This is a genomic window from Paenibacillus sp. DMB20, from assembly GCF_000987955.1.
Taxonomy (GTDB): Bacteria; Bacillota; Bacilli; order Paenibacillales; family Paenibacillaceae; genus Paenibacillus_AQ.
In genome coordinates, this window is record NZ_LAZU01000003.1 from 184,307 (window position 1) to 204,714 (window position 20,408).

Consider the following 20,408-nt stretch of genomic DNA (forward strand, 5'->3'; position numbering starts at 1 on the left):
TAATAATAGTTGTGGAGAGTGATACGATGGAAACAAATCACACTAAAGCCGGAATTTTTGACGTTCCGTACCGGGCGTTGACAATCGGTATTATTCTTGCCGTAACAACCGTAGCATTTGAAGGGCTGGCCATTACGACGATTGCTCCTAATGTGGCGCAGCATTTGAACGGTCTGCATTTATATGGATGGATATTCAGCTCTTTTTTATTGTCGCAAATCGTTGGTTCCATGATCATCGGACAGCAGATTAACAAACTAGGCGTGTATACCTCATTTATCGTATCAATTCTCATCTTTGTGATCGGTATAACGGTTGCTGGCACTTCTGTGAATATGCCCATGTTAATCGCAGGGAGAGCGTTTCAAGGGTTTGGAGCTGGCGCAATTGTAACTTGTGTTTACTACAGCATTACATTAAGTTATCCCGATGCGCTCAGAACGAAAATACTTGCTGCATTTTCAAGCGCTTATATTATGCCGGCATTAGTCGGTCCTTATTTGGCAGGACTTCTGGCAGAATTTTTCTCGTGGAGAGTTGTGTTCTGGTTTGTTCTTCCGCTGATCGCTTTAGCGGTCATGCTGACTTTTCCTTCATTCCGTAAACTTCAGCTTCAGGCAAGCGTGAATAACACAACGATTAATAAAGGATTCTCCAAAGAAGCGTATGCGATTATATTAACCGCTGGTACGGGATTGCTGCTAACCGGGTTAGGTTGGATATCCGAATGGAAAGGAATTGTGCTGACGATTGCAGGAGTTCTCATCATGATCCGGCCCTTGCGCAAGCTATTGCCAGAAGGTACCTTTACCGTTAAAAAGGGTTTGCCGGCGACGATCGTTACAAGAGGGTTATATGTTGCGTGCTACGTTGCTACGGAAAGCTACGTTGTTTTGGCGCTAACCGAAGTGAAGGGGTATTCTGCAGATCTTGCAGGTTTGATTGTTGCTGCTGGCGCATTAAGCTGGTCGACCGCAGCTTGGCTGCAATCCCAGTTTGATGAAAAAGACGGCGGCACCGGCAGGAGAAAACGAGTAATTACCGGTATCGGTATCATGATCGTTGGAGTGGCGTTAGTTATCGCTTCAATCAGACTTCCAGACGGCGGACTCGTATATGCTTTGATTTCGCAGCTATTCACAGGATTCGGTATCGGCCTGGCCAATCCGACGACAGGCGCTATCGCGCTGCAGCATGCCCGGGCAGGTGAAGAGGGGGAAGTTTCGGCCGTTATTCAATTCATCGATGCATTTAGTCCGGGACTAAGCATCGGGATCGGCGGAGCTTTAATAGCGATCAGCGAAACGTTTAAGTGGGGTATTTTTGCGGGGGTTATGCTGGCGTTGTCGATTCAGCTGCTTTTTATCATCATAAGTTTTGTCATTTCCTTCCGTATACAAAAAGAAAAACCGGCAAAACAGTCTTCGTTTCCATTGACGTAATGGGTCTGAATAAATGAAGAAGATGCGGATTGTATGAGGTAACGGGCTGTGTCGATGCGGATCAGGGTTGAGACCGTTCGAAATTTGCATAATTAACCTGTATTAGAATTGTAGTTCTGACGAAGAGAGGGACCGTGCATGGCCAGCTGCAGATAAAACGTCTGGAATAGGAGAGATCAAAAGGCGTGAGGTCGGTTCTCAAGAGCTAGCGAGTCATAACAACTTATTGATTCAACAAGCAACCATAACCTCAATAGCGGCCGTAGTGCCCAAAGAAGAAGCAACCTGGAAGGCATGGCGACCGTCATTCCTTCCAGGTGCTTTTTTAGGTTTGAAAAAATTGAAGTCTGTAATTAGTGATTTTATCGTGTGGTTAAAATATGAACAATATGCCCATCTTAAGGAAATAAAGGAACCGTGAATCTTTTGGATTCCTTTCATTTCACTATGATTTTACCCTAATATCGAGGATTATTTCCTGAATTGCGTAATTTGCGGTATGGAGCATGTTTAAGCGTCCAAAGAGCCAAACCCATAAAGTTATGCAGTTAAAAACAAAACCACCGGGGATGGATTACTCATGAGAAAATATGCGATGAATGGAATCACCTTGATGCAGTATATTTTTCTGATTCATGGATCACAATTGGGTACCGGAATATTATCTATACCGAGGACGCTCGCTGTCAAGAGCGGAACGGATGGATGGATGAGCATTGTGCTGGCTTGGCTTATCAATTGTTTGGCAGGTTGGATCATGCTGCTGGTCTTAAAAAAGTATCCGGACCATACGCTTCCGGACTTATTCAACCACTTATTCGGAAAATGGTTGGGAAGACTGCTAGTCATCCCTTTTGTTGCTTATTTTGCTTTTACGGCATTGATCACAATGGTCAATGCCATGCTCTATATTAAAGCATGGTTTTTGCCTAAAACACCTGGATACCTGATAATATTTCTATTTTCCATTCCCAGTTTCCTCGTCGTTCGTCATGGCTTAAGAGTAATGGCCCGGTACTCAGAGCTCGTTTTCTATATGTTGTTATGGATGCCGTTTATTTTTCTGCTTAAAGTAGGGGATACCAATTGGACGCATCTCCTTCCCCTGTTCAAGGAAGGTTGGGAACCCGTCGTCAGGGGGTTGTCGGAGACGGCTTACGCATTTGCAGGGAATGAAATTCTCTTTTTTATCTACCCGTTCCTGAATAAAAAGCAATATGCCGTTCATGGAATGATCATCGCTAACACCATAACGATGCTGATATATACGTTCGTTACCATTATGTGTTTTGTCTTTTTTTCACCTGACGGAATCACGACCCTTAACCAACCGGCGCTCAACTTTCTTCAGAACATTGAATTTCGTTTTCTGGAGCGGTTCGACATGTTTTTTCTGGCTGTTTATCTATTCGAGGTGTCCACAGCATGGAACGCCTATGCATTTTGTACGGCGTTCAGTACTAGTAACATCTTTAATAAGCAGGATCACAGCTCGCATGCATTAATGTATTTCCTCCTGGTTATCGGATGTGTCTATATCGCGAAGCCGACGTGGAATCTTTCCGAAAAATGGACAACCTTTGTAAGCGATGTCGAGGTGGTTGTGATGTATGTATTCCCACTCTTTTTGTTGATTTTTGCCACATGGTTGGAAAAGTACAGGAGGTGGAAATCACGGTGAAAAAGATTTTCATCGTATTTATGGTTGTAATATGGCTGGCCACAGGCTGTGGAGACAAGGTCAATGTCGAAAACTTATCGTTATCGCTACTGGTAGGCATCGATCTAGATGAAGAAAACAACTTGATATTTTCAGCATCTAGCCCGGTTTTCAGCGAAGAAGCGAAAATGAAGGAGGAGGACTTTACGAAGCCTGCCACGACGCTTCGAAAATCAAGGGATGAAGACGATAAAACTTTTATGGCTTTAACTACAGGCGGGAAAACCCAAGCTATCCTGATTGGAAAAAAGGTGATGCAGCACGAGGGCTGGTTTAAATTGCTTGATCCCTATATGCGAGATCCCAAAAATACGTTGAATGCCAGAATTGTCATGGTGGACGGACCCGCCTACGAGGTTGTTCAATATAAACCGACGGACAAACCCCGGCTACCGCTCTATGTGTTACAGCTTATTGATACCGCCGCCAGACGTAATCTTACCCTAAAAACATCGGTCCAGGATCTTTGGCGGGCAGCTTATGAAAAGGGGATAACCGCCAGTGTATCGGAAGTACGCAAAGATGATAGGTTGCTTGTTACGGGAGTTGCATTGATGGACGAGGAAGGGAAATACAAACTCTCGATCGGTGCCAACGAGAATAGGTTGCTCCGAATATTGCAGAACGAAACGCAAGGCAACTTTCAATTTACGTTTAAATCATTCGATCAACCGAAGGGAGAGATTTTCCCGGAAAATGCGTACAGCTTTAGCGCCGAAAAGATATCGGTTAAGACGAAGACACATTATGCCGAAGACAAGTTCAAGTTCGATGTTAACGTTAAAATACGAATCATTTTAACGGAACGCTTATTCCCGCTCGATGTCAGGAAAGAGAAGGGGAAACTGGAAAAGGATATTGAAGAGCATCTGGAAAATCAGTTTGGCCAGTTGATTGCAAAAATTCAAGAAGCGCAAATCGATCCGGTCGGCTTTGGATTGTATGCCCGTGCTTTCGAATATGATCACTGGAAACCTGTACAGGACCGCTGGGGACAAACGTTCTCAAAGGCGGAGGTGAAAGTAAAGGTTAAAGCGACCATCGCCGCTATGGGTACGACGAAATAAGAAATTCGAGTGGTCTACTCAAGTAATGCAGCAAAAATGTTGTGTATACAAAATACAATACCGCAACCGAAACGGGTTACGGTATTTTGCTATTTTTCGATATGCAGTCTAGCACTGCGCAAGGTAAACAATTATTGGATGTAAGACGGCTTCATCGCTCCGACGTTTGAGAGATTCTACTATTCTTCACTCATTCGCTCCCCGAGCTGCTTCGGTGCGTCCGATCCCATTCGAACAATACAAACAAATCAGGTTGACAAAAACGGATGATATACTTAGGATCAACTATTGTATATTGCTGCCAAATGATAGACTTCACTTATTGCATCTGCCTATCGTGAGAATGAAGTGATTTAATGTAATAAATGATTATTATGCAAAACACTTGACCTTAGGTCTGACCTAAGGTGTATTGTTGAGATATTCCAAGCCGCAATTCATCCTTAGGAGCGACGAACCTATGAAGAGTGAGATTACGATTAGTGAATTAGCCAAGCTTATGAACGTATCGGTTCATCAAATTCGTTATTTTGAAGAGAAAGGTGTTCTTGCGCCCGCCTACACAGCCAATAACCAATACAGAATGTATAGCATGGATCAAATCTACCAACTATCGCATATTCTGCTGCTTCGCAAGTTGGGAGTACCCGTTCATTCCATTAAAGATTGCATGACTTCTTATTCTGCGGAACAATATCGACAGCTTCTTCATCATTCTCTTCGGGAAGTGGATAAGGAGCTGCAACGACTCAAGGAACTTCAGCAATTCATCGAAAAAGTTCTGCAGGAACAACGGAACTTTAGCTCCCAGCTCAAACATTACCAAGTAAAGCGGAGAGAAACCACGTTTTTGGCACGATGGATGGAAATGGACACGGGCACGAAGCTTAATGCCAAACTGTTGGCAGAACAGGCAAAGCGCGTCACGAACTTGTTCGAATCGGACATCCATTATATCTGTGATGATTCGAGCTTAATTACCTTATATCTGGAAACGCACGCGCCCGGTGATCTTGTATTGCCTGGCGGTAAGTACCTTTCTACTCAAAAACTGGTTCGTGAAGATGATGAATTGGATCATATGATTGAAGAGTTTTACGACTATGCTATCGCGCACTCTTATGTCTTATCAGGGCCCCTGATCCTTATTGAAAGATCTTATTTATCCCTATTCAGCAAGAACGATTTGCACTATGAATTGCAGGCCTTGATAGAATTTGATGAAAAAATCGAAAGTAGTAATCATGACTGTGGTGCCAATAACCATTGAACCTATGCAGGTGTTGTACAATCCGCAAGTCTCACAAGGAGAAATAAGATGAAAAAGAAAATAACGATTTCCATTATAATCATAGCCCTGCTATTTGGCGGTGCAGGACTTTTTATTTTGAAGCAAAACCGTTTTGATATGGTTGAGCAAGCTGTTGAGATCCAGACGCCCCAGGGCAAGTTGACCGGTACTTTCGTGCTGCCTAAAAACTACACGGACAAGCTGGGGTTAGTTTTGTTCATTCATGGGGATGGCCCCATTGACGCCTCTCACGACGATGGATATAAGCCGCTTTGGGAACGGTTAGCTTCTCATGGTTACGCCTCTTTGTCCCTTAACAAAAGAGGAATTAACGGGTCGGAAGGCAACTGGTTACATCAGAGTATAGATGATCGTGTGGAAGAAGCCCGTCAAGCCATTTCATGGGCAAAAGAGCAGCCAATGATTGACGAGAAACAGATTGGAGTTTGGGGAGCAAGCCAAGCGGGTTGGGTTATTCCCAAGCTTGCCAAGAAGGAACCGCTCGCATTTAGCATTCTTCTATCTCCTGCCATTAATTGGTTAAGTCAAGGGCAATATTACATACGCAAGGAAATGGAAAACGATGGGTACTCCGAAGCGGAAATTCAAGGCAAAGAGGCGTACGACCGGCAAGTGCGAAAGCTTTTGGAAGAACATGCTTCCTATGAAGAGTATGAAAAAATCGCTCGCGAAAATAGCCTCATGTCAAAAGACAGATGGACATTTGTCAGCAAAAACTTCTTGTCGGATGCCACTGATGATCTTCGTAATTTCAATTCGCCCGTGCTATTGATATTGGGCGAAGAAGATATGCAGGTCGATGTGAAGGATACGGAACGGGTATATCGCGATATCGTAAAACCTGAGCTGCTGACCGTAGCTGTCTTCCCTGACGCCGATCACTCCATGTTAAACAAGAAAACGGCTAATTCGAACCTGCGGGCATTATTCATTAGTCTCTTCGCTCCCAGACAAATTACGATACCGGGCTATATGGATGAAATCGAGCAATTTCTAAAGAAACTTCCTAAACACACATAATCGCTAGAGAGATGTAAAAAATAGAGTCCGTTATTCTCCTATAGGAAAGCCAGCTTTTCTTCTGCCAATTATTCACTAGCAAGCCTATTTGTTTATAGGGAAAGTTTATGTGTAAATTTGCTAGAGAAAAGTGTCATTAGCCCTCTTCGTGGGACAAATTATACAAGTACGTGATGTCATCTATAATTTTGGATTGTCATACAAATAATGGGTATTTCATGAGAACGCACCAACTTATCTCCACCAGCTTAAGATCAAAATCAAAGAAACTGTTAGATATTAGAAAAGGTGTAATTTGACATATTGTCAACATCGAGGATATTATAGATACAAAAAATCTTTGAATGAAGGTGATTGTGATACCGTGAAATTTACAAAAGCACGAATTATGCTTTACACACCATGCTCGCTCTTATTGAATCTTCTCCGGTTAAGCCAATAGTGTTCAGCAGTTTAGCAGAAATAATAGGTGTTTGACCAACTGTCGCTGGCGACGAGTACTTGATTCAAGCTGTAATAACGTCTTGAAGTTTTTTTGTACAATCAAAAGTATAACAAGTCTCGGTTCATTCGATTATATTCAAACATTCTCTAGTTTATCTATTAAATATGTTGATACTGTTGGAGCAATCAAAAATGTATAAGGAAGTGAACATAATGACAAATCAACAAAGTCGAGTAAACAATATGCCTTTATTTTCACAAACGATAACCGATTTTTGGCGGGCGCCATTTTTGAACGGAGATGTCCTCTATAGCGATGAAGTCTTTACTGTCGCCATCAACCCTGACCTGAGCGAAGACCGTCGGGTCATGGTGCTGGAAACCGCCGATGGCCGGGTTATGGCGGTCTTGACGCCTGCGATGGCCGATAAGGTAGGTCTTGATCAATGTCAAGACCTGTCTGAGCAGGCCTTTCGCCGGAAATTGAATGAAGCGGGAGTCATTCTGCATGGCGCAGATTATCTTTTTTATTATTCAGAAGCCGATAAGAACGTATTGCTGCAAGAAAATCCGGAAGGTGTCTTGCGCCGGTTAACAGAGCAAGATGATGCGTTCTTCTCCGAGTTCGAGTCCTCCGCCTCGGAACAAGACTTGGATGACGCTTACGTGGAGTTGGATCACTGGGCGGTTTTCGGTTCTTTTGAGCAAAACCGCCTGGTCTGCGCAGCCAGCATGTATCCCTGGAAGGACAATGCGCAAATTGCGGATCTCGGCGTATTGACTCTGACGCCCTTTAGAGGAAAAGGTCACGCTCGCAAAGTGGTGCGTTCAATCTGCAAGTATGCTTGTGAGCAGGGATACGAACCCCAGTACCGATGCCAGCTCGATAACCAGGCGTCGACGACGCTGGCTAAAGCGGCGGGTTTGACGCTGTTTGGAAAGTGGGATGTGATTTCTCCCGACTCCACTGACTGAGAGTCCAACGGATTCACCGCAGCATCAAATCCAACATCGTTCATAGTCCTTGTTTAGCTTGTTTGTTATATTACATCCGTTCTAACCGAAGCCTACTTTTCCCTTACAGAGAAATAACAAACATACATGGAGGATATTTTCATGAAAAAGAAGCTTTCTTGGGTGCTATCCGCTACACTTGCGTTGACCATGATTGCATCAACCGGAGCGATGGCTTCAAGCGTTGCCCCTGTGGTGGCGGACAGCCACAGATTGGGAAAAACCGCCGCCGAGAAGGCCGCGCTATTAATCGAATCCACCAATACGATTAGCGTTCAGTATGCGCTGATTGACGATGGAAAAATCACTGTGTCTGGCCAGACCGGCAAGAACGATAAGCCGCTGACCAAGGATACATTGTACGGTATCGGTTCGGTCAGCAAAGTATTTGGGGCCGCGGCCGTCATGAAATTGGCAGACGAAGGGAAAATCGATCTGGATACTCCCGTCGTCAAGTATATAAACGATTTCAAGATGAAGGACGAACGGTATAAGCGCATTACTCCCCGCATGCTGTTGAACCACTCCTCCGGTCTGCGAGGTACTGGGTCTACGAGCGATAGTTTGTTCGAGGATAATGACACCTATGCCTATGATACATTTCTGCAGACATTGTCCGACCAGACCTTGAAGGCAGACCCTGGAGCATTCTCGGTGTATTGCAACAGCGGCTTTTCGCTTGCCGAGATTCTAGTTGAAAGAGTCAGCGGCATGAGCTTTACCGCATTTATTCATCAATATTTCACGGAACCTTTGCAGATGAATCATACGAAGACACCGCAGGATGAATTGAAAGGCAGCAAGTTTGCCGGGTTCTATGTCAAGGATTACCAAGGGCGGCTTCCGAATGTTTCTGTTAATGCGATCGCCGAAGGAGGGATTAATTCCACGGCAGAAGATTTGGTGCGATTCTCGGAAATATTTATGGGACAGGCGAACAATATCCTTTCTGACAAGTCGGTACGGACGATGGAACAGGAGGAATACAAGAGAGGCATCTGGCCGGAAGATACGGATGATAGTAACAATTACGGTCTCGGCTGGGACAGTGTGAAGCTATACCCGTTCAATGAATATGGAATAAAGGGCTTGGCCAAGGGCGGGGACATCTCTGGGTATTCTGCTTCTCTCGTCGTGCTTCCTGAGAAAAAGATGGCAGCTGCCGTGTTAACATCCGGCGGTACCAGCAGCACGAATCAACTGCTGGCAAACGAATTGCTGCTGCTAGCGCTCAAGGAAAAGGGCGTAATCAAGAACATCAGGCCGGACAAATCATTCGGCAAGCCCGTTAAGGCCAAGATACACCAAGATGTAGTGAAGCAAGCAGGCTATTACGCCAGCAGTGGAACGCAGTTCCGAGTAGAGATCACCGAGGACGGAGAACTTTCCATGGCAAACGATCCGGAGACGAAGTACATATATACTTCGGATGGAAGCTTTATCAACGAGAACGGAACCTCGAAGATCAGCTTCGTCACCGAGAAGAACGGACGCACCTATTTGTGGCAGAGAGACTATGTGACGTTGCCGGGATTAGGGCAATTAGCAATGTCCCATTATGCGGCCGAGAAGCTGGAAGACAACGTGCTTCCGAAGGAGACCGTCGAAGCTTGGGCGAAAAGGGAAGGTGCTAAGTTCTATGTCGTGAACCAGAAATTCAGCTCCGAAGAGTATTTCTTTGAGCAGCCGGTATTCCAAATTAGCCTCGCGGACGGTCTGCCGGGTTATTGGGAGGACCTAAAGATTACAGGTCCGAACACGGCGACGAGTCAGATCCAGATCCCAGGATTGGAAGGCCGGGATACGACTGAAGTCCAGTTCTACACGGAAGATGGCATCGATTATATGAAGGCAAACGCGTACTTGCTTGTAAGCGAGGCGAATGTAAAACCGATCTACGCAGGAAATCAGTCCAAGATCACGGTGCCAGCGAACGGGCATGCCCAATGGTATACCGTCCCAGCAGCGGCAGCAGGCAAAACGATGACGGTCAAGCTGCCAAAGAATGGTGCTTTCGCGGTATATGATGAGCAAGGATTATGCCTCAACTATACCATCGTCAGCGGAAACAACAAAGTGACTCTGCCCAAGAGCGGAACGATCGTATTTGCCGGCGCGCCTGGCTCGGAATTTAAAATAGCAATGAAATAAGCTGCGCTCAAAAAACCAGTAAGCACAAGAAGATGTGTTTTACTGGTTTTTTTGCTAGCTGCTGTTGTCAAACTGCTGTGATAAGTATATGTACCGATTTTCGAATAGAGCCAAGAAGATCCGTCTTGCTCAGGGAGCCTCAAAATACTAGGCTGCGATATGCCGAAACAAGAAGTTGACATTAAGCACGCATCGGCATCGTGTCGGATAATTGCTTCTATTATGAGCATCTTTATCCAAGGGGGATGAAAGTCAAGTTTTCCCTTGCATTTGCGCTAACACATGATGCTGGAAAAAGCTGGACCGAAAGTAGAAAGTCTACTTTTAGGACAGCTTCTTTAATACACTAGCGTCATATTCGCTCTTAACGAAACTTGTTTTTTCTCTTTCTTGTGATGCTTCTTTCTCAGGCACTCTCGACCGTGCTAACCGCGTTATATCTACCGGTAGGCTTTTCGGCAGGAAGTTGTTTTAAGTGCAACATCAGGTGTCCTTTTACTATATTTATCGTTGACAGTATTTAACAGTAATAAGATAATAATTGTAACTATGGAAAAAGGGAGGGATCGAGAAGCCGGTTTCTATTTGAGTGGAGTTTGTAAACGTAAGGATTCGGTTGTACCCTCACACATTATCCCTTTAAAGGAGTGGAGACATGTACGATAAAATTGTAGACATTTTGTGCGCTATTAAAGAAGACCAACCGGAACTCCGTCAATCCCTGTCCCCCGAAACGGATCTGAACAACGATATTGGCCTCGATTCTCTGCAAATGATCCAGTTTATGCTCAAGGTGGAGGATCAGTTGAACGTGGTCATTGACTATGACCAATTCGATTACGAACATCTCCTGTCCATTGACGCATTTATCACCTTTCTGAAAAGCTGCCAGCCGCAGGAGCAGCCATTGTACGAAGATGTCAAACAGTGAAGCCGGCGTAATTCCAAAAATCGTTATGGGTACCTTCGATCCCGAAACGCGTTGGAGGGATTCTGATCTGGCCCGGCTGCCCGCTATGCCCGACAAGGACCGAGAATCGATTGTCCTGTGTATGGACGAGCTGCTTTTTCCATTTTGCGGACCGGACGATGTCCTTTACAGCCGCTGCAAAATGGATCCAGCGCTGCACGAGTACCTGAACGGGTTGGGCTTTTCTTTTCGCACCCGTTATCACTATGATTTGAACGATGAGAAGGAGGCCTTGCCTGGACCCGACGTTTTCAAACAGTGCATATTCAAGCTTGCGGCTGACCAATCCCAGCTTCTTAAACCGGCAAACAGGGTACTGCAGGCAGCCGGTTCCGGTTATCGCGAAGGTGCGGTCGTACCGAAATCGATTTCTCCCATGAATGCCGCCGATGATTTGCGGCATACTCAATCGCCGGATCAAGCGGCGTTCCCTTTGGCCGCAAAAAATCTGTCTCCCTACGCCATTACGGCAGATACGGAGGCTTACTTACATGCTGCCGGACCTTTTTGTCCTTTGCCTGACCTTGAGACGGTAGTGCGTGTTAACTCCAAGATGTACTCCAACCGACTCCTGGCTAGAATCGATGAGAAGTGTTACGGATCGGAGGCGAACAGCGCAGCGGAAATGGAGACCACCGGAACTACGCTTCTGAAGCGAGGGCCATATCTGCTGAAAGATCCCTTCGGTGTATCGGGCAAGGGCAACCTGCTCATCGATAGCGAAGCCATGCAGCGAAGGATAGCGGACCACCTGCATAAGCAGGAGGGAAGCGGATTGCGCTCTCAGTTCCTGCTGGAGCCTCTGCTGATGAAAGAGACCGACTTCAGTTCTCACTGGTTCATCCGGGAAAGCGGTGAGAAGGAGTTCATCTCCGTTCAGCGGATGATGAATCACCAGCAAAACTACAGCGGGTCTATCAAAGCCGATGAAGCTTTTAACGGCATGTTGGAAAATGCCGGTTATTATATCGTGATGGAGAAAGCGCTCCAGGCTATGGTCGAGGATGGCTACCACGGCTTCGTCTGTTTCGACTCCATGATACTGGAGGACGGAGAAGTCGTATCCATTGTGGAGATCAATGCCCGTAAGTCCATGGGACTGATTAACGCCTATCTCGATAAATGGTGGGAACCATATGACCATACCGGCTGGCTTACGTTTTTCTCTCTCGGTCTTCCGGAGGGCTTCACATTCGGGAAACTCCTGCAAGCTTTACGCGAATCCGGTCTTTTGTTGACAGCACCCGGGGATTACGGGATCGTACCGCTATCATCCAATACCGTTATGGTGAACGAGATTCTGACCCGACGCCGTATCGCTGACGGAACGCAAATCAAACGAGGCATGCCGAAAGGACGGCTGTATGTATCGGTGGTAGGCCGTGACGACGGACACCGCAGCGAACTGGTCGAAAGCCTGCGGCAGGTACTCGCCGACTTGTCCGTTAAAGTGTACAACTAAATCTGGAACTCGGGAGGTGCGCATGAATTCATCTTCGGTTACCTTACTGGCGTCGGGGAATTCGCTCGGCGCATACATTCCGGCTATGCATCTGCACACATACCTGCAAGGCAGAGGAGTCGAAACGGAAGTTCACGTTCTCGAGAACTTGTATCGCGAAGAAGTCCGGCACAAGATCCGGTCCACTAAAAAAGCATTCCATGCAGATTTCTCCGTTGCCCGTATGGGACATAAGCTGGCCAAGCCTGTTGACTCTTCTCTGGACGAAGAAGCGGTCCAGAGACTGCTGGACGGCTGGAAACGGGCCGGTGTCTCCCGCTTTGCCGTGTTTACCGGCTTCTGGCTGCCGATCCTGGAGCGCTATAAGGCCGCTGCCGGCAGCTCCCTGGACATCCGGCTGATTCGGTTGGATGCGTGGGATACGCCGTCGTTTAAAGTACACAAACAGTTGTGTCCCGGCTACGACAACGTCTGGTTCTACGAGCCTTCGAAACTGTCTCCCGGCAGCTACATTGCTTCGGACGAAACGGAGCCTCTGCTTTACGCGCAGCGTGCCGGCCGCATTCTGATCCATGGCGGCGGGTGGGGAATCGGGACTTACGCCGCCACGATCTCAGAGCTTCGAAAGCTTGGCCGCAGCCTTGATGTGATCGTCTACGATCCCTCCGAGGTGGAGGAGGACGACGGGGTTACGCGCTACTTCGGTACGGAGGCCTCCTGGGATCCGTGGAGCCGGGACGCGCAGGGGCGGCACACGTTTCCGCCGATGGTCCGTTATGTCCGCGAGGACGGCGTCCTTCGGGAGTTCCCGCTCCCGGATTACTCCGCTTACACGGACCTGATGCGCGATAGCGCGGCGATCATCAGCAAGCCGGGAGGCGCGACGCTAAACGACTCGCTGTCGTACGGAGTCCCGTTTGTCATGTTGGAGCCTTTCGGTGACCATGAGCTTCATAATTCAACCTATTGGGAATCGTGCGGTTTCGGTATCCGGTTTGAGGAATGGAAGGCCCTGGATTTTTCTGAACATCATCTGGAGGGGATTTGCAGACGTTTGCTGAAGCAGCGTTCAAAAATCAACCATTTTGGGAGGAATACGTATGCAGCCGAAAACAGCCGTTACGTTTGATAAACTGACATTCCGCAATATGAAAAGAACCCTGGTTCCGCTGGCGGAAACGGGAAGAAAACGCAGGGAAGATCCGACTTATGCCGCCCCGGTGCCTTACGAGATCGGGATCAAGCTTAATAACGGCTGCAATCTGCGCTGCAAGCACTGCTTCGAATGGAATCCGGACGGCTTCCATCACGGCTTTGCCAAAGAAGTGAAGAACGACGAGATCGAGATTCCCGTCGTGGAGAAGCTTCTGGCCGAAACGAGAGAACGCAAATCGCGCGTATTCCTGTGGGGCGGGGAGCCGCTGTTCTATTCCAAGTTCGATGAACTGGCGGAGCTGCTGGCCAGAGAAGACCGGTACACGACGATCTGTACGAACGCGATTCTCATTGAAAAGAAGCTGGATTCTATTCTGAAAATGTCGGAGAATCTGGTCATGCTGGTCAGCCTGGAAGGCTTCGAGAAGGAGAACGACGCGATCCGGGGTAAAGGCACGTTCAAAAAAGTGATCCACGCCATACAGCTGCTGCTGGATCTGCAAAAACAAGGCCTATATAAAGGCAAGGTTTCCGTGGCCTTGACGGTAAACGACCAGATGGTCGGCCAGCTGTACAGCTTTATGGAATTCTTCGAAGAGATGGGCGTAGATTCCGTCTACTTTTGCTTCCCTTGGTACATCCCTTCCGAAACCGCTGAGAAAATGGACACCTACTTCGATGCCCATTTCCCGCATCTTGCCTCCCGCTTTGCGGACGACCACAAGAACAGCTGGCACTCCTTCACGTTCCACATCTCGCCGGACAATTTCGACACACTGATCGAAGAGTTTAAAAGAGTCAATTCCCGCGTATGGAATGTGCGCATCCGTTATCAACCTGCGCTGGAGCCCGAAGAGGTGGAAGGATTTATCCGGGGCAGCGAGAAGCCGGCCATGAACCGGACGAAGTGTTTTTCGATCTCGAACCGAATGGACGTAATGCCGGACGGCAAAGTGAATCCGTGCAAATTTTTCCCGGAATTCAGTGTCGGCAATTTGTACGAAGAAAGCGTGGCGGATATTTTCCACGGCGAAGATCTCCGGAAACAGCGAGAGGTTCTGGCCTGTGGTCTGATGCCGATTTGCTCGAAATGCGTGCTTCTTTATAACAATGGAGTTTAAGCGTTTAAACTTTATGCCGTCCAATCAGGCAAAACAGGCCATCGATCAGGAGGAGCGGGGATGGACTTTATCCGTGTGCGGGAGCTGCACAAATCGTTCGTTTATTACCGGAAACAAGCCGGGCTCAAAAATTCACTGAAAAATTTGTTTGCCCGCAAGTCATTGGTGAAGGAAGCGGTTAAATCCGTTTCCTTCGACATCGGCCCCGGCGAGTGCGTCGGATTTCTTGGTCCCAACGGGGCGGGGAAGACCACGACGCTCAAAATGTTATCGGGCATTCTATATCCCACAAGCGGGGAGGCCGACGTGCTCGGCTATGTGCCGTGGGAGCGAAAGAACGAGTTCAAACGGCTTTTCTCCATTGTGATGGGCCAGAAAAACCAGCTTTGGTGGGACCTTCCCGCCAGCGAGTCGATTTATTTGAACAAATGTATTTATGACGTGGACGATGATCTCTACCGCCGGAGTCTTGCCGAACTATCGGAAATGCTCGAGGTGCAGGAGCTTCTGGACGTGCAGGTACGCCGGCTGTCCCTGGGCGAACGAATGAAGATGGAGCTGATCGCCGCTCTTATCCACCGGCCCCGGCTGCTTTATCTCGACGAGCCGACGATCGGCCTCGATTTCCCCTCCCAGAAGAAGGTCAGGGAGTTTCTGAAATACTACAATGAGCAGTTCGGCGCGACGATCCTGCTTACGAGCCACTACATGAAGGATGTCGAGGATCTGTGCAAACGGACGATCATCATTAACGAAGGAAATCTTCTGTATGACGGGGAGCTTCACAAAATCAACGATCTTTTTGACGAGCAGAAAATTATAAGGTTGCAGTTCTCCGAACCCGTTGCCGAGCAGCGGTTGGCCAAATTCGGGAAAATCGTCAGCGCAGACGACTACAACGCTGTTCTGGAGCTGCCTAAGTACCGCTTGAAGGAAGTATCGCGTGCTGTGCTTGATTCGTTTCCGATCGTTGACTGGACGATCGAGGACGTGCCGATCGAGGAGAGCATTTCGATGCTCTACCGCAAGGAATCCGTCGGATGAACAGGCGCAAATTGTACAGGGCTGTTTTTTCGATGGGCGTCCAGCATTCGATGGAATACCGGTTTCACTTTTTTCTCGGTCTTCTCGGGGCCGCCTTTCCGATTCTTGTCCAGTATTTCATCTGGACGGCGGTGTACCGGCATTCCGGCCAGACGGCGCTGTTCTCGTATTCTTACGGTCAAATTATATTGTATACGATCTTAGCGGGATTGGTGTCCAAGCTGATCGCTACCCAGTTCGAGCACCAGATTGCCGACGATATCAAAAATGGCGGCCTTAACAAGTATTTGATCAAACCGGTTAGCTACTTCGGGTATCGGCTGGTCTCCTTTTTCGGCCAGAAGTCGATCTATTACGGGATTACGGCTTTGCTGCTAGTCGGGATTATCTGGTTCGCATCTGCCGGGGGCGTGCTTGAGCTCCAGGCTGTACGGCTGATTTTGTTTGCCGTCACGCTTTGGGGGGCGCTTTTGCTCAATTTCCTGATCGCCTACTGCATCTGCGCGAGTGCTTTTTATCTCCATGAAATCTCTTATTTTTTCGTCATTACAAGTCTGCTCGTCAATATTTTGAGCGGAGGCATGTTTCCGTTGGAGATTTTCGGGGAGTCGGTTGTGAAAGCTCTTCAGTTTACGCCGTTCCCGTATACGATTTATTTTCCAGTCAATGTTCTCAGCGGAAAAACGGAAGCGGTGGCGATGTACCAGGGGCTGCTCATTCAATGCGGATGGATTCTGCTGTTCTTCTGGCTCTCCCGTCTGACGTGGCGAGTTTCCATGAAGAAATATTCGGCGGTTGGGGGGTAGCGGACATTCCATATGTTTAAAATCATGAGAAAATACGCGCGCCTGTACGGCATGTTCGTCAAAAATTGTCTTATCGCCCAGATGGAGTTTCGGGGCAATTTTATGATGAGTCTGCTGGTGGAATCCGTCTACCTGCTCGCCAAGCTGTTGTATGTGCTCGTCGTATTCCGGACCGATCTTCACATAGACGGCATACCGCCCGAAGGACTGCTTCTATTTATAGGCATGCACACCGTGGTAACCGGAATATATGTAGGCCTGTTTTTTACAAATTTCACGAAAATTCCGGAGTATATCAAAGACGGCTCGCTTGATCTGATGCTGACGAAGCCGGTTTCCCTCCAGTTTATGGCTTCCTTGCGTTACGTCGATCTGGCGCTGCCGATCCCCGATATTCTCGTAGGTTTCGTCATGATCGGTATCGGCTGGCTTGCCATGGATATTCCGCTGACGTTCCTGGAACTCGCGGGGTTTATCCTGCTGCTGTTTGTCTCCGTTGTTATCACGTACTGCCTGATGATTATCCCGGCGCTGCTTTCATTCTGGTTCGTCCAGACAGGCTCCGTGTCGGAGATCGCCCATTCCGTCTGGGACGCCAACAATTTTCCCATGGCTATTTACCCGGCCTGGGTCCGCAGGATCGGGACCTTCGTCATTCCATTGTTCCTTATTACCAATTTCGGGCCGATGTTCCTGCTGGGACAGCTCAGCTGGCTCGATGCGGGACTGGCGCTGGCCGGTTCGTTTCTGCTCTTTGCTGCTGTACGGCTGCTCTGGAAACATGCCGTGAAGGGATACAGCAGCGCGAGCAGTTGATACGGCTTTTCTGACATATAAGTCAGCCGGCTGCTGGGGGTAATGCACGCCGAGCCCTCATTCGGAGAAAGAGTAGGGGCGTCGGGCTCGGTCGCAGGATGCATTGCCGGTCACGATTCCCGATTACTAGCCTGAAGGAGGAGAATAGATGAACGCAGTTCAGCTTCCGGTGCTGCATCCGCCACTTAAAGGATTTTTGCGGTGGGCTTACACGCTTTCGATCACGAGCATTCACGAAGAAACGATTCCATGGTATTACAGCAACTTTATCCAGCTGCACTGCAACAAAAAATTTCTGGAGAACGGCAGGCAGTACTATATCGATTTTTTCCGGGGCAAGCCCAATGAGCTGAATTTCAACAACCCGTTTCTTCTTACCTGCTCCGTCAATTATACGATTCTGGAAAGTTTGGCATGGGACGCCTGGCCCAAATTTTTCGCGGATCAGATCGCAAACGGCTATTATTGCGTTGTTTTTTTGGACGAAGCCATGTTATCGACGGCAGCCTCCTATCAGAAAGAGCCGTTCCCTCATCATCTTTTCCTATACGGCTTCGACTGGGACAAAAGCGTCTTCTATGCTTCCATGTTCGACCATACGGGGGTATACCGTAATCTGCAGATCCCGTTCCGGGAGTTTCTGGATGCTGTCCAGTCCATGAAACATCTTCTGAAGGAGAAGCTCACGGCCGATCATCATACGTATTTTTACAAATACGAACCGCATTCTCCTTATCCTTTCGATAAAACGGCCGCAATCGATCAGCTGCGCGATTACCTAAACGGAGAGACCCATTTAAACCGGATCAATTACAATCCTGACAACGAGGAAGCTTTCGGAATTAAAGTATACGATTATTTGCGAATGTACTATGATGCCATAGAGAGCAACGATACCCGGCTCGGTGACCGTAGCGATGTGAGGCACCTTCATGTGCTCTGGGAGCACAAAAAAATGATGAGCGAGCGGATCGGGTACTTGGTAGATGAGGGGATCATCCCGTACGACGAAGAGCTTGCGGATGGCTACAAGGATATAACCCAAAGGGCGCTGAAGCTGAGGGATCAGTACATTCGTCATGAAATTCGCGAAGATAAGGAAGTGTTTGAACGACTGAGGCTCCGGTTCAACCAATTCCGAAATGAAGAGCCTGTTCTCCTGCAAAAACTGATTACGCTGCTCGAAGGCTGAAAAAGGCCCCCGGAGAGAACCTGCCGAACCGGATGCGATGCATACTGGAAGGCAGGTTTTTCTACGGGAGCTCACGGTGCGGTCCACAATATTTAGCCGTACTTCATACATCTCCCATCCAAGAACCACAACCGGATGAAAAATCCGGGACGGTGGTTCTTTTTATTATGTACCGTCTGTGCCATGATAGCTATGGGGGGCGATTGAAGGATGTTCAACGATTTCAAGCTCATTGCCGGACGTCCGGTATATATCCAAGTCAAGGATTACATGAAGCATTTGATTATTAAGGGTGCCTTGCAGGGCAACCAGAAGCTGCCCTCTACCCGGGAGCTCAGCCTGCTGCTTCAGGTCAGCCGCAACTCCGTGATTTCCGCCTATGAGAGTCTTGAGGATGAAGGGTTTACTTATGCGGTGCAAGGTCAGGGGAGCTATGTAGCCATTGCTGCAGCCGGCAGTGGCAGTGCCCCCTCATGGACGCTGGACTGGAGAACGCGGCTGAATGGACATGCGGAAATGGCGGAGGACATGGATATTATGAAGCGGGGCATTCGCGCGGAGAAAGGAACGATTTCTTTTACCAGCATCGCTCCGGATGAAAATTTGTTCGATCTGAATCATGTGAAAAGAGCCTTTATGGAGCGGATGTCGGTTGAGGGAAACGTGCTCCTGAATTACGGATACGCCAAAGGCTATAAACCTTTAATAGACTATTTGCGACAGTATATGGAGCACAAGGGCGTGGATATGCACGGAAAAGATATCTTGATTACCAATGGCTTTACGGAAGGATTCGATATTGTATTGTCGGCATTGAACAAGAAAAACGGAGCTGTGATCTGCGAGAATCCGACACATCACACGGCGATCAAGAATCTGAAGCTGCATGGTTTTGAGATCAAGGGGATTGCCATGGAGCGGGACGGCATTCAGCTGGGAGAACTGAAACGGGCATTGGAGGAGGGGGACTACGACTGCGCCTACTTTGTGCCTTCCTATCATAATCCGACAGGCATTGTCATGTCTCCTGAGAAAAGACATCACTTGATGAAGCTCATGACACAGTATGAAATCCCGGTGATTGAAGATGGCTTTAACGAAGAATTGCGCTATTCTGGTGCGCATGTTGCGCCGCTTATTGCTGCGGCGGGCAGCGGGAACAGTGTAGTCTATCTCGGAAGCTTTTCCAAGGTGCTGTTTCCCGGTCTGAGGGTTGGCTGGGTTCTGGCCGATCGGGAGCTAGTCTCGGTTCTGGAGAGCATCAAACGGGCACGCAGCATTCACACTTCGACCTTAGATCAGTCCCTCCTGTATCAATATCTGCTGGGGGGGCATTTCGAGAAATATTTGAAGCGGGCAAGAACGGAATATAAACGGAAATACGAGTTGACTCTGGAGTGCTGCAAGGAGCATATTCCTTTTGCGGCATTATCGGGAGACGGCGGATTGCATCTTTTTGCAACGTTTGCGGAAGGTTTTGATACCCGGGCGCTGCTTGCTGCCTGCCGTGAGCGTGGTGTTATTTTTACCGCAGGAGACATCTTCTTTACGGATGGTACGGGACAGAATACGCTGCGTCTTGGTTTCTCCAGGGTGAGTGATGAGGATATTCGCAAGGGAATCGCGATGATCGGCAATGTGGCACGGCAACTAATGGGATAAGAGGTGTTGA

Annotated in this window: 16 protein-coding genes; all 16 read left to right on the forward strand. The window is 48.0% G+C overall.

The window, feature by feature from the left end; genetic code table 11:
- Window positions 1-26 precede the first annotated feature (26 nt).
- On the forward strand, window positions 27-1,442 hold the full coding sequence (locus tag XI25_RS01460) for an MFS transporter (protein ID WP_046677023.1): 1,416 nt from the start codon (window positions 27-29) through the stop codon (window positions 1,440-1,442).
- A 580-nt stretch (window positions 1,443-2,022) separates the two neighbouring features.
- Complete coding sequence (locus XI25_RS01465) at window positions 2,023-3,123, forward strand: GerAB/ArcD/ProY family transporter (RefSeq protein ID WP_046677024.1); 1,101 nt, start codon at window positions 2,023-2,025, stop codon at window positions 3,121-3,123.
- Window positions 3,012-4,229: a Ger(x)C family spore germination protein gene (locus XI25_RS01470; RefSeq protein WP_235439611.1), complete on the forward strand. Its 1,218-nt coding sequence runs from the start codon at window positions 3,012-3,014 to the stop codon at window positions 4,227-4,229. The genes XI25_RS01465 and XI25_RS01470 overlap by 112 nt, the downstream gene beginning before the upstream one ends.
- Before the next feature lie 460 nt (window positions 4,230-4,689).
- On the forward strand, window positions 4,690-5,499 hold the full coding sequence (locus XI25_RS01475; RefSeq protein WP_046677025.1) for a MerR family transcriptional regulator: 810 nt from the start codon (window positions 4,690-4,692) through the stop codon (window positions 5,497-5,499).
- Between the two features lie 48 nt (window positions 5,500-5,547).
- Entirely contained in the window at window positions 5,548-6,561 is a 1,014-nt protein-coding gene (locus XI25_RS01480; RefSeq protein WP_046677026.1) for an alpha/beta hydrolase family protein, read from the forward strand.
- 657 nt (window positions 6,562-7,218) lie between these two features.
- Window positions 7,219-7,980, forward strand: coding sequence for a GNAT family N-acetyltransferase (locus XI25_RS01485; RefSeq protein WP_200901336.1), 762 nt, complete (start codon window positions 7,219-7,221; stop codon window positions 7,978-7,980).
- A gap of 141 nt (window positions 7,981-8,121) precedes the next feature.
- Complete coding sequence (locus XI25_RS01490; protein WP_046677027.1) at window positions 8,122-10,170, forward strand: serine hydrolase domain-containing protein; 2,049 nt, start codon at window positions 8,122-8,124, stop codon at window positions 10,168-10,170.
- A 655-nt stretch (window positions 10,171-10,825) separates the two neighbouring features.
- Window positions 10,826-11,101, forward strand: a complete 276-nt coding sequence (locus XI25_RS01495; protein WP_046677028.1) for an acyl carrier protein — start codon at window positions 10,826-10,828, stop codon at window positions 11,099-11,101.
- Window positions 11,088-12,602 carry a hypothetical protein gene (locus XI25_RS01500; protein WP_046677029.1) on the forward strand — a complete coding sequence of 505 codons (1,515 nt, stop codon included), beginning with the start codon at window positions 11,088-11,090 and terminating at the stop codon, window positions 12,600-12,602. The genes XI25_RS01495 and XI25_RS01500 overlap by 14 nt, the downstream gene beginning before the upstream one ends.
- A gap of 22 nt (window positions 12,603-12,624) precedes the next feature.
- Window positions 12,625-13,731, forward strand: a complete 1,107-nt coding sequence (locus tag XI25_RS01505) for a hypothetical protein (protein WP_046677030.1) — start codon at window positions 12,625-12,627, stop codon at window positions 13,729-13,731.
- The gene (locus tag XI25_RS01510; protein ID WP_046677031.1) at window positions 13,703-14,878 is read left to right on the forward strand and encodes a radical SAM protein; all 1,176 of its coding nucleotides are present in this window, start codon (window positions 13,703-13,705) and stop codon (window positions 14,876-14,878) included. The genes XI25_RS01505 and XI25_RS01510 overlap by 29 nt, the downstream gene beginning before the upstream one ends.
- A gap of 60 nt (window positions 14,879-14,938) precedes the next feature.
- A complete protein-coding gene (locus XI25_RS01515; RefSeq protein ID WP_046677032.1) occupies window positions 14,939-15,922 on the forward strand; it encodes an ABC transporter ATP-binding protein in 984 nt (327 codons plus the stop codon).
- Window positions 15,919-16,728, forward strand: a complete 810-nt coding sequence (locus tag XI25_RS01520; RefSeq protein WP_046677033.1) for an ABC transporter permease — start codon at window positions 15,919-15,921, stop codon at window positions 16,726-16,728. The genes XI25_RS01515 and XI25_RS01520 overlap by 4 nt, the downstream gene beginning before the upstream one ends.
- A 12-nt stretch (window positions 16,729-16,740) precedes the next feature.
- Window positions 16,741-17,544 carry an ABC transporter permease gene (locus tag XI25_RS01525; RefSeq protein ID WP_046677034.1) on the forward strand — a complete coding sequence of 268 codons (804 nt, stop codon included), beginning with the start codon at window positions 16,741-16,743 and terminating at the stop codon, window positions 17,542-17,544.
- Between the two features lie 148 nt (window positions 17,545-17,692).
- On the forward strand, window positions 17,693-18,736 hold the full coding sequence (locus tag XI25_RS01530) for a hypothetical protein (RefSeq protein ID WP_046677035.1): 1,044 nt from the start codon (window positions 17,693-17,695) through the stop codon (window positions 18,734-18,736).
- A 210-nt stretch (window positions 18,737-18,946) separates the two neighbouring features.
- Complete coding sequence (locus XI25_RS01535) at window positions 18,947-20,398, forward strand: aminotransferase-like domain-containing protein (protein WP_046677036.1); 1,452 nt, start codon at window positions 18,947-18,949, stop codon at window positions 20,396-20,398.
- The last annotated feature ends 10 nt before the right edge of the window (window positions 20,399-20,408 follow it).

What these genes read in the sequence shown, in the direction of transcription:
- XI25_RS01460 (WP_046677023.1), top strand. Translation starts at nt 27, where the DNA reads ATGGAAACAAATCACACTAAAGCCGGAATTTTTGACGTTCCGTACCGG.
- XI25_RS01465 (WP_046677024.1), top strand. Translation starts at nt 2,023, where the DNA reads ATGAGAAAATATGCGATGAATGGAATCACCTTGATGCAGTATATTTTT.
- XI25_RS01470 (WP_235439611.1), top strand. Translation starts at nt 3,012, where the DNA reads ATGGACAACCTTTGTAAGCGATGTCGAGGTGGTTGTGATGTATGTATT.
- XI25_RS01475 (WP_046677025.1), top strand. Translation starts at nt 4,690, where the DNA reads ATGAAGAGTGAGATTACGATTAGTGAATTAGCCAAGCTTATGAACGTA.
- XI25_RS01480 (WP_046677026.1), top strand. Translation starts at nt 5,548, where the DNA reads ATGAAAAAGAAAATAACGATTTCCATTATAATCATAGCCCTGCTATTT.
- XI25_RS01485 (WP_200901336.1), top strand. Translation starts at nt 7,219, where the DNA reads ATGACAAATCAACAAAGTCGAGTAAACAATATGCCTTTATTTTCACAA.
- XI25_RS01490 (WP_046677027.1), top strand. Translation starts at nt 8,122, where the DNA reads ATGAAAAAGAAGCTTTCTTGGGTGCTATCCGCTACACTTGCGTTGACC.
- XI25_RS01495 (WP_046677028.1), top strand. Translation starts at nt 10,826, where the DNA reads ATGTACGATAAAATTGTAGACATTTTGTGCGCTATTAAAGAAGACCAA.
- XI25_RS01500 (WP_046677029.1), top strand. Translation starts at nt 11,088, where the DNA reads ATGTCAAACAGTGAAGCCGGCGTAATTCCAAAAATCGTTATGGGTACC.
- XI25_RS01505 (WP_046677030.1), top strand. Translation starts at nt 12,625, where the DNA reads ATGAATTCATCTTCGGTTACCTTACTGGCGTCGGGGAATTCGCTCGGC.
- XI25_RS01510 (WP_046677031.1), top strand. Translation starts at nt 13,703, where the DNA reads ATGCAGCCGAAAACAGCCGTTACGTTTGATAAACTGACATTCCGCAAT.
- XI25_RS01515 (WP_046677032.1), top strand. Translation starts at nt 14,939, where the DNA reads ATGGACTTTATCCGTGTGCGGGAGCTGCACAAATCGTTCGTTTATTAC.
- XI25_RS01520 (WP_046677033.1), top strand. Translation starts at nt 15,919, where the DNA reads ATGAACAGGCGCAAATTGTACAGGGCTGTTTTTTCGATGGGCGTCCAG.
- XI25_RS01525 (WP_046677034.1), top strand. Translation starts at nt 16,741, where the DNA reads ATGTTTAAAATCATGAGAAAATACGCGCGCCTGTACGGCATGTTCGTC.
- XI25_RS01530 (WP_046677035.1), top strand. Translation starts at nt 17,693, where the DNA reads ATGAACGCAGTTCAGCTTCCGGTGCTGCATCCGCCACTTAAAGGATTT.
- XI25_RS01535 (WP_046677036.1), top strand. Translation starts at nt 18,947, where the DNA reads ATGTTCAACGATTTCAAGCTCATTGCCGGACGTCCGGTATATATCCAA.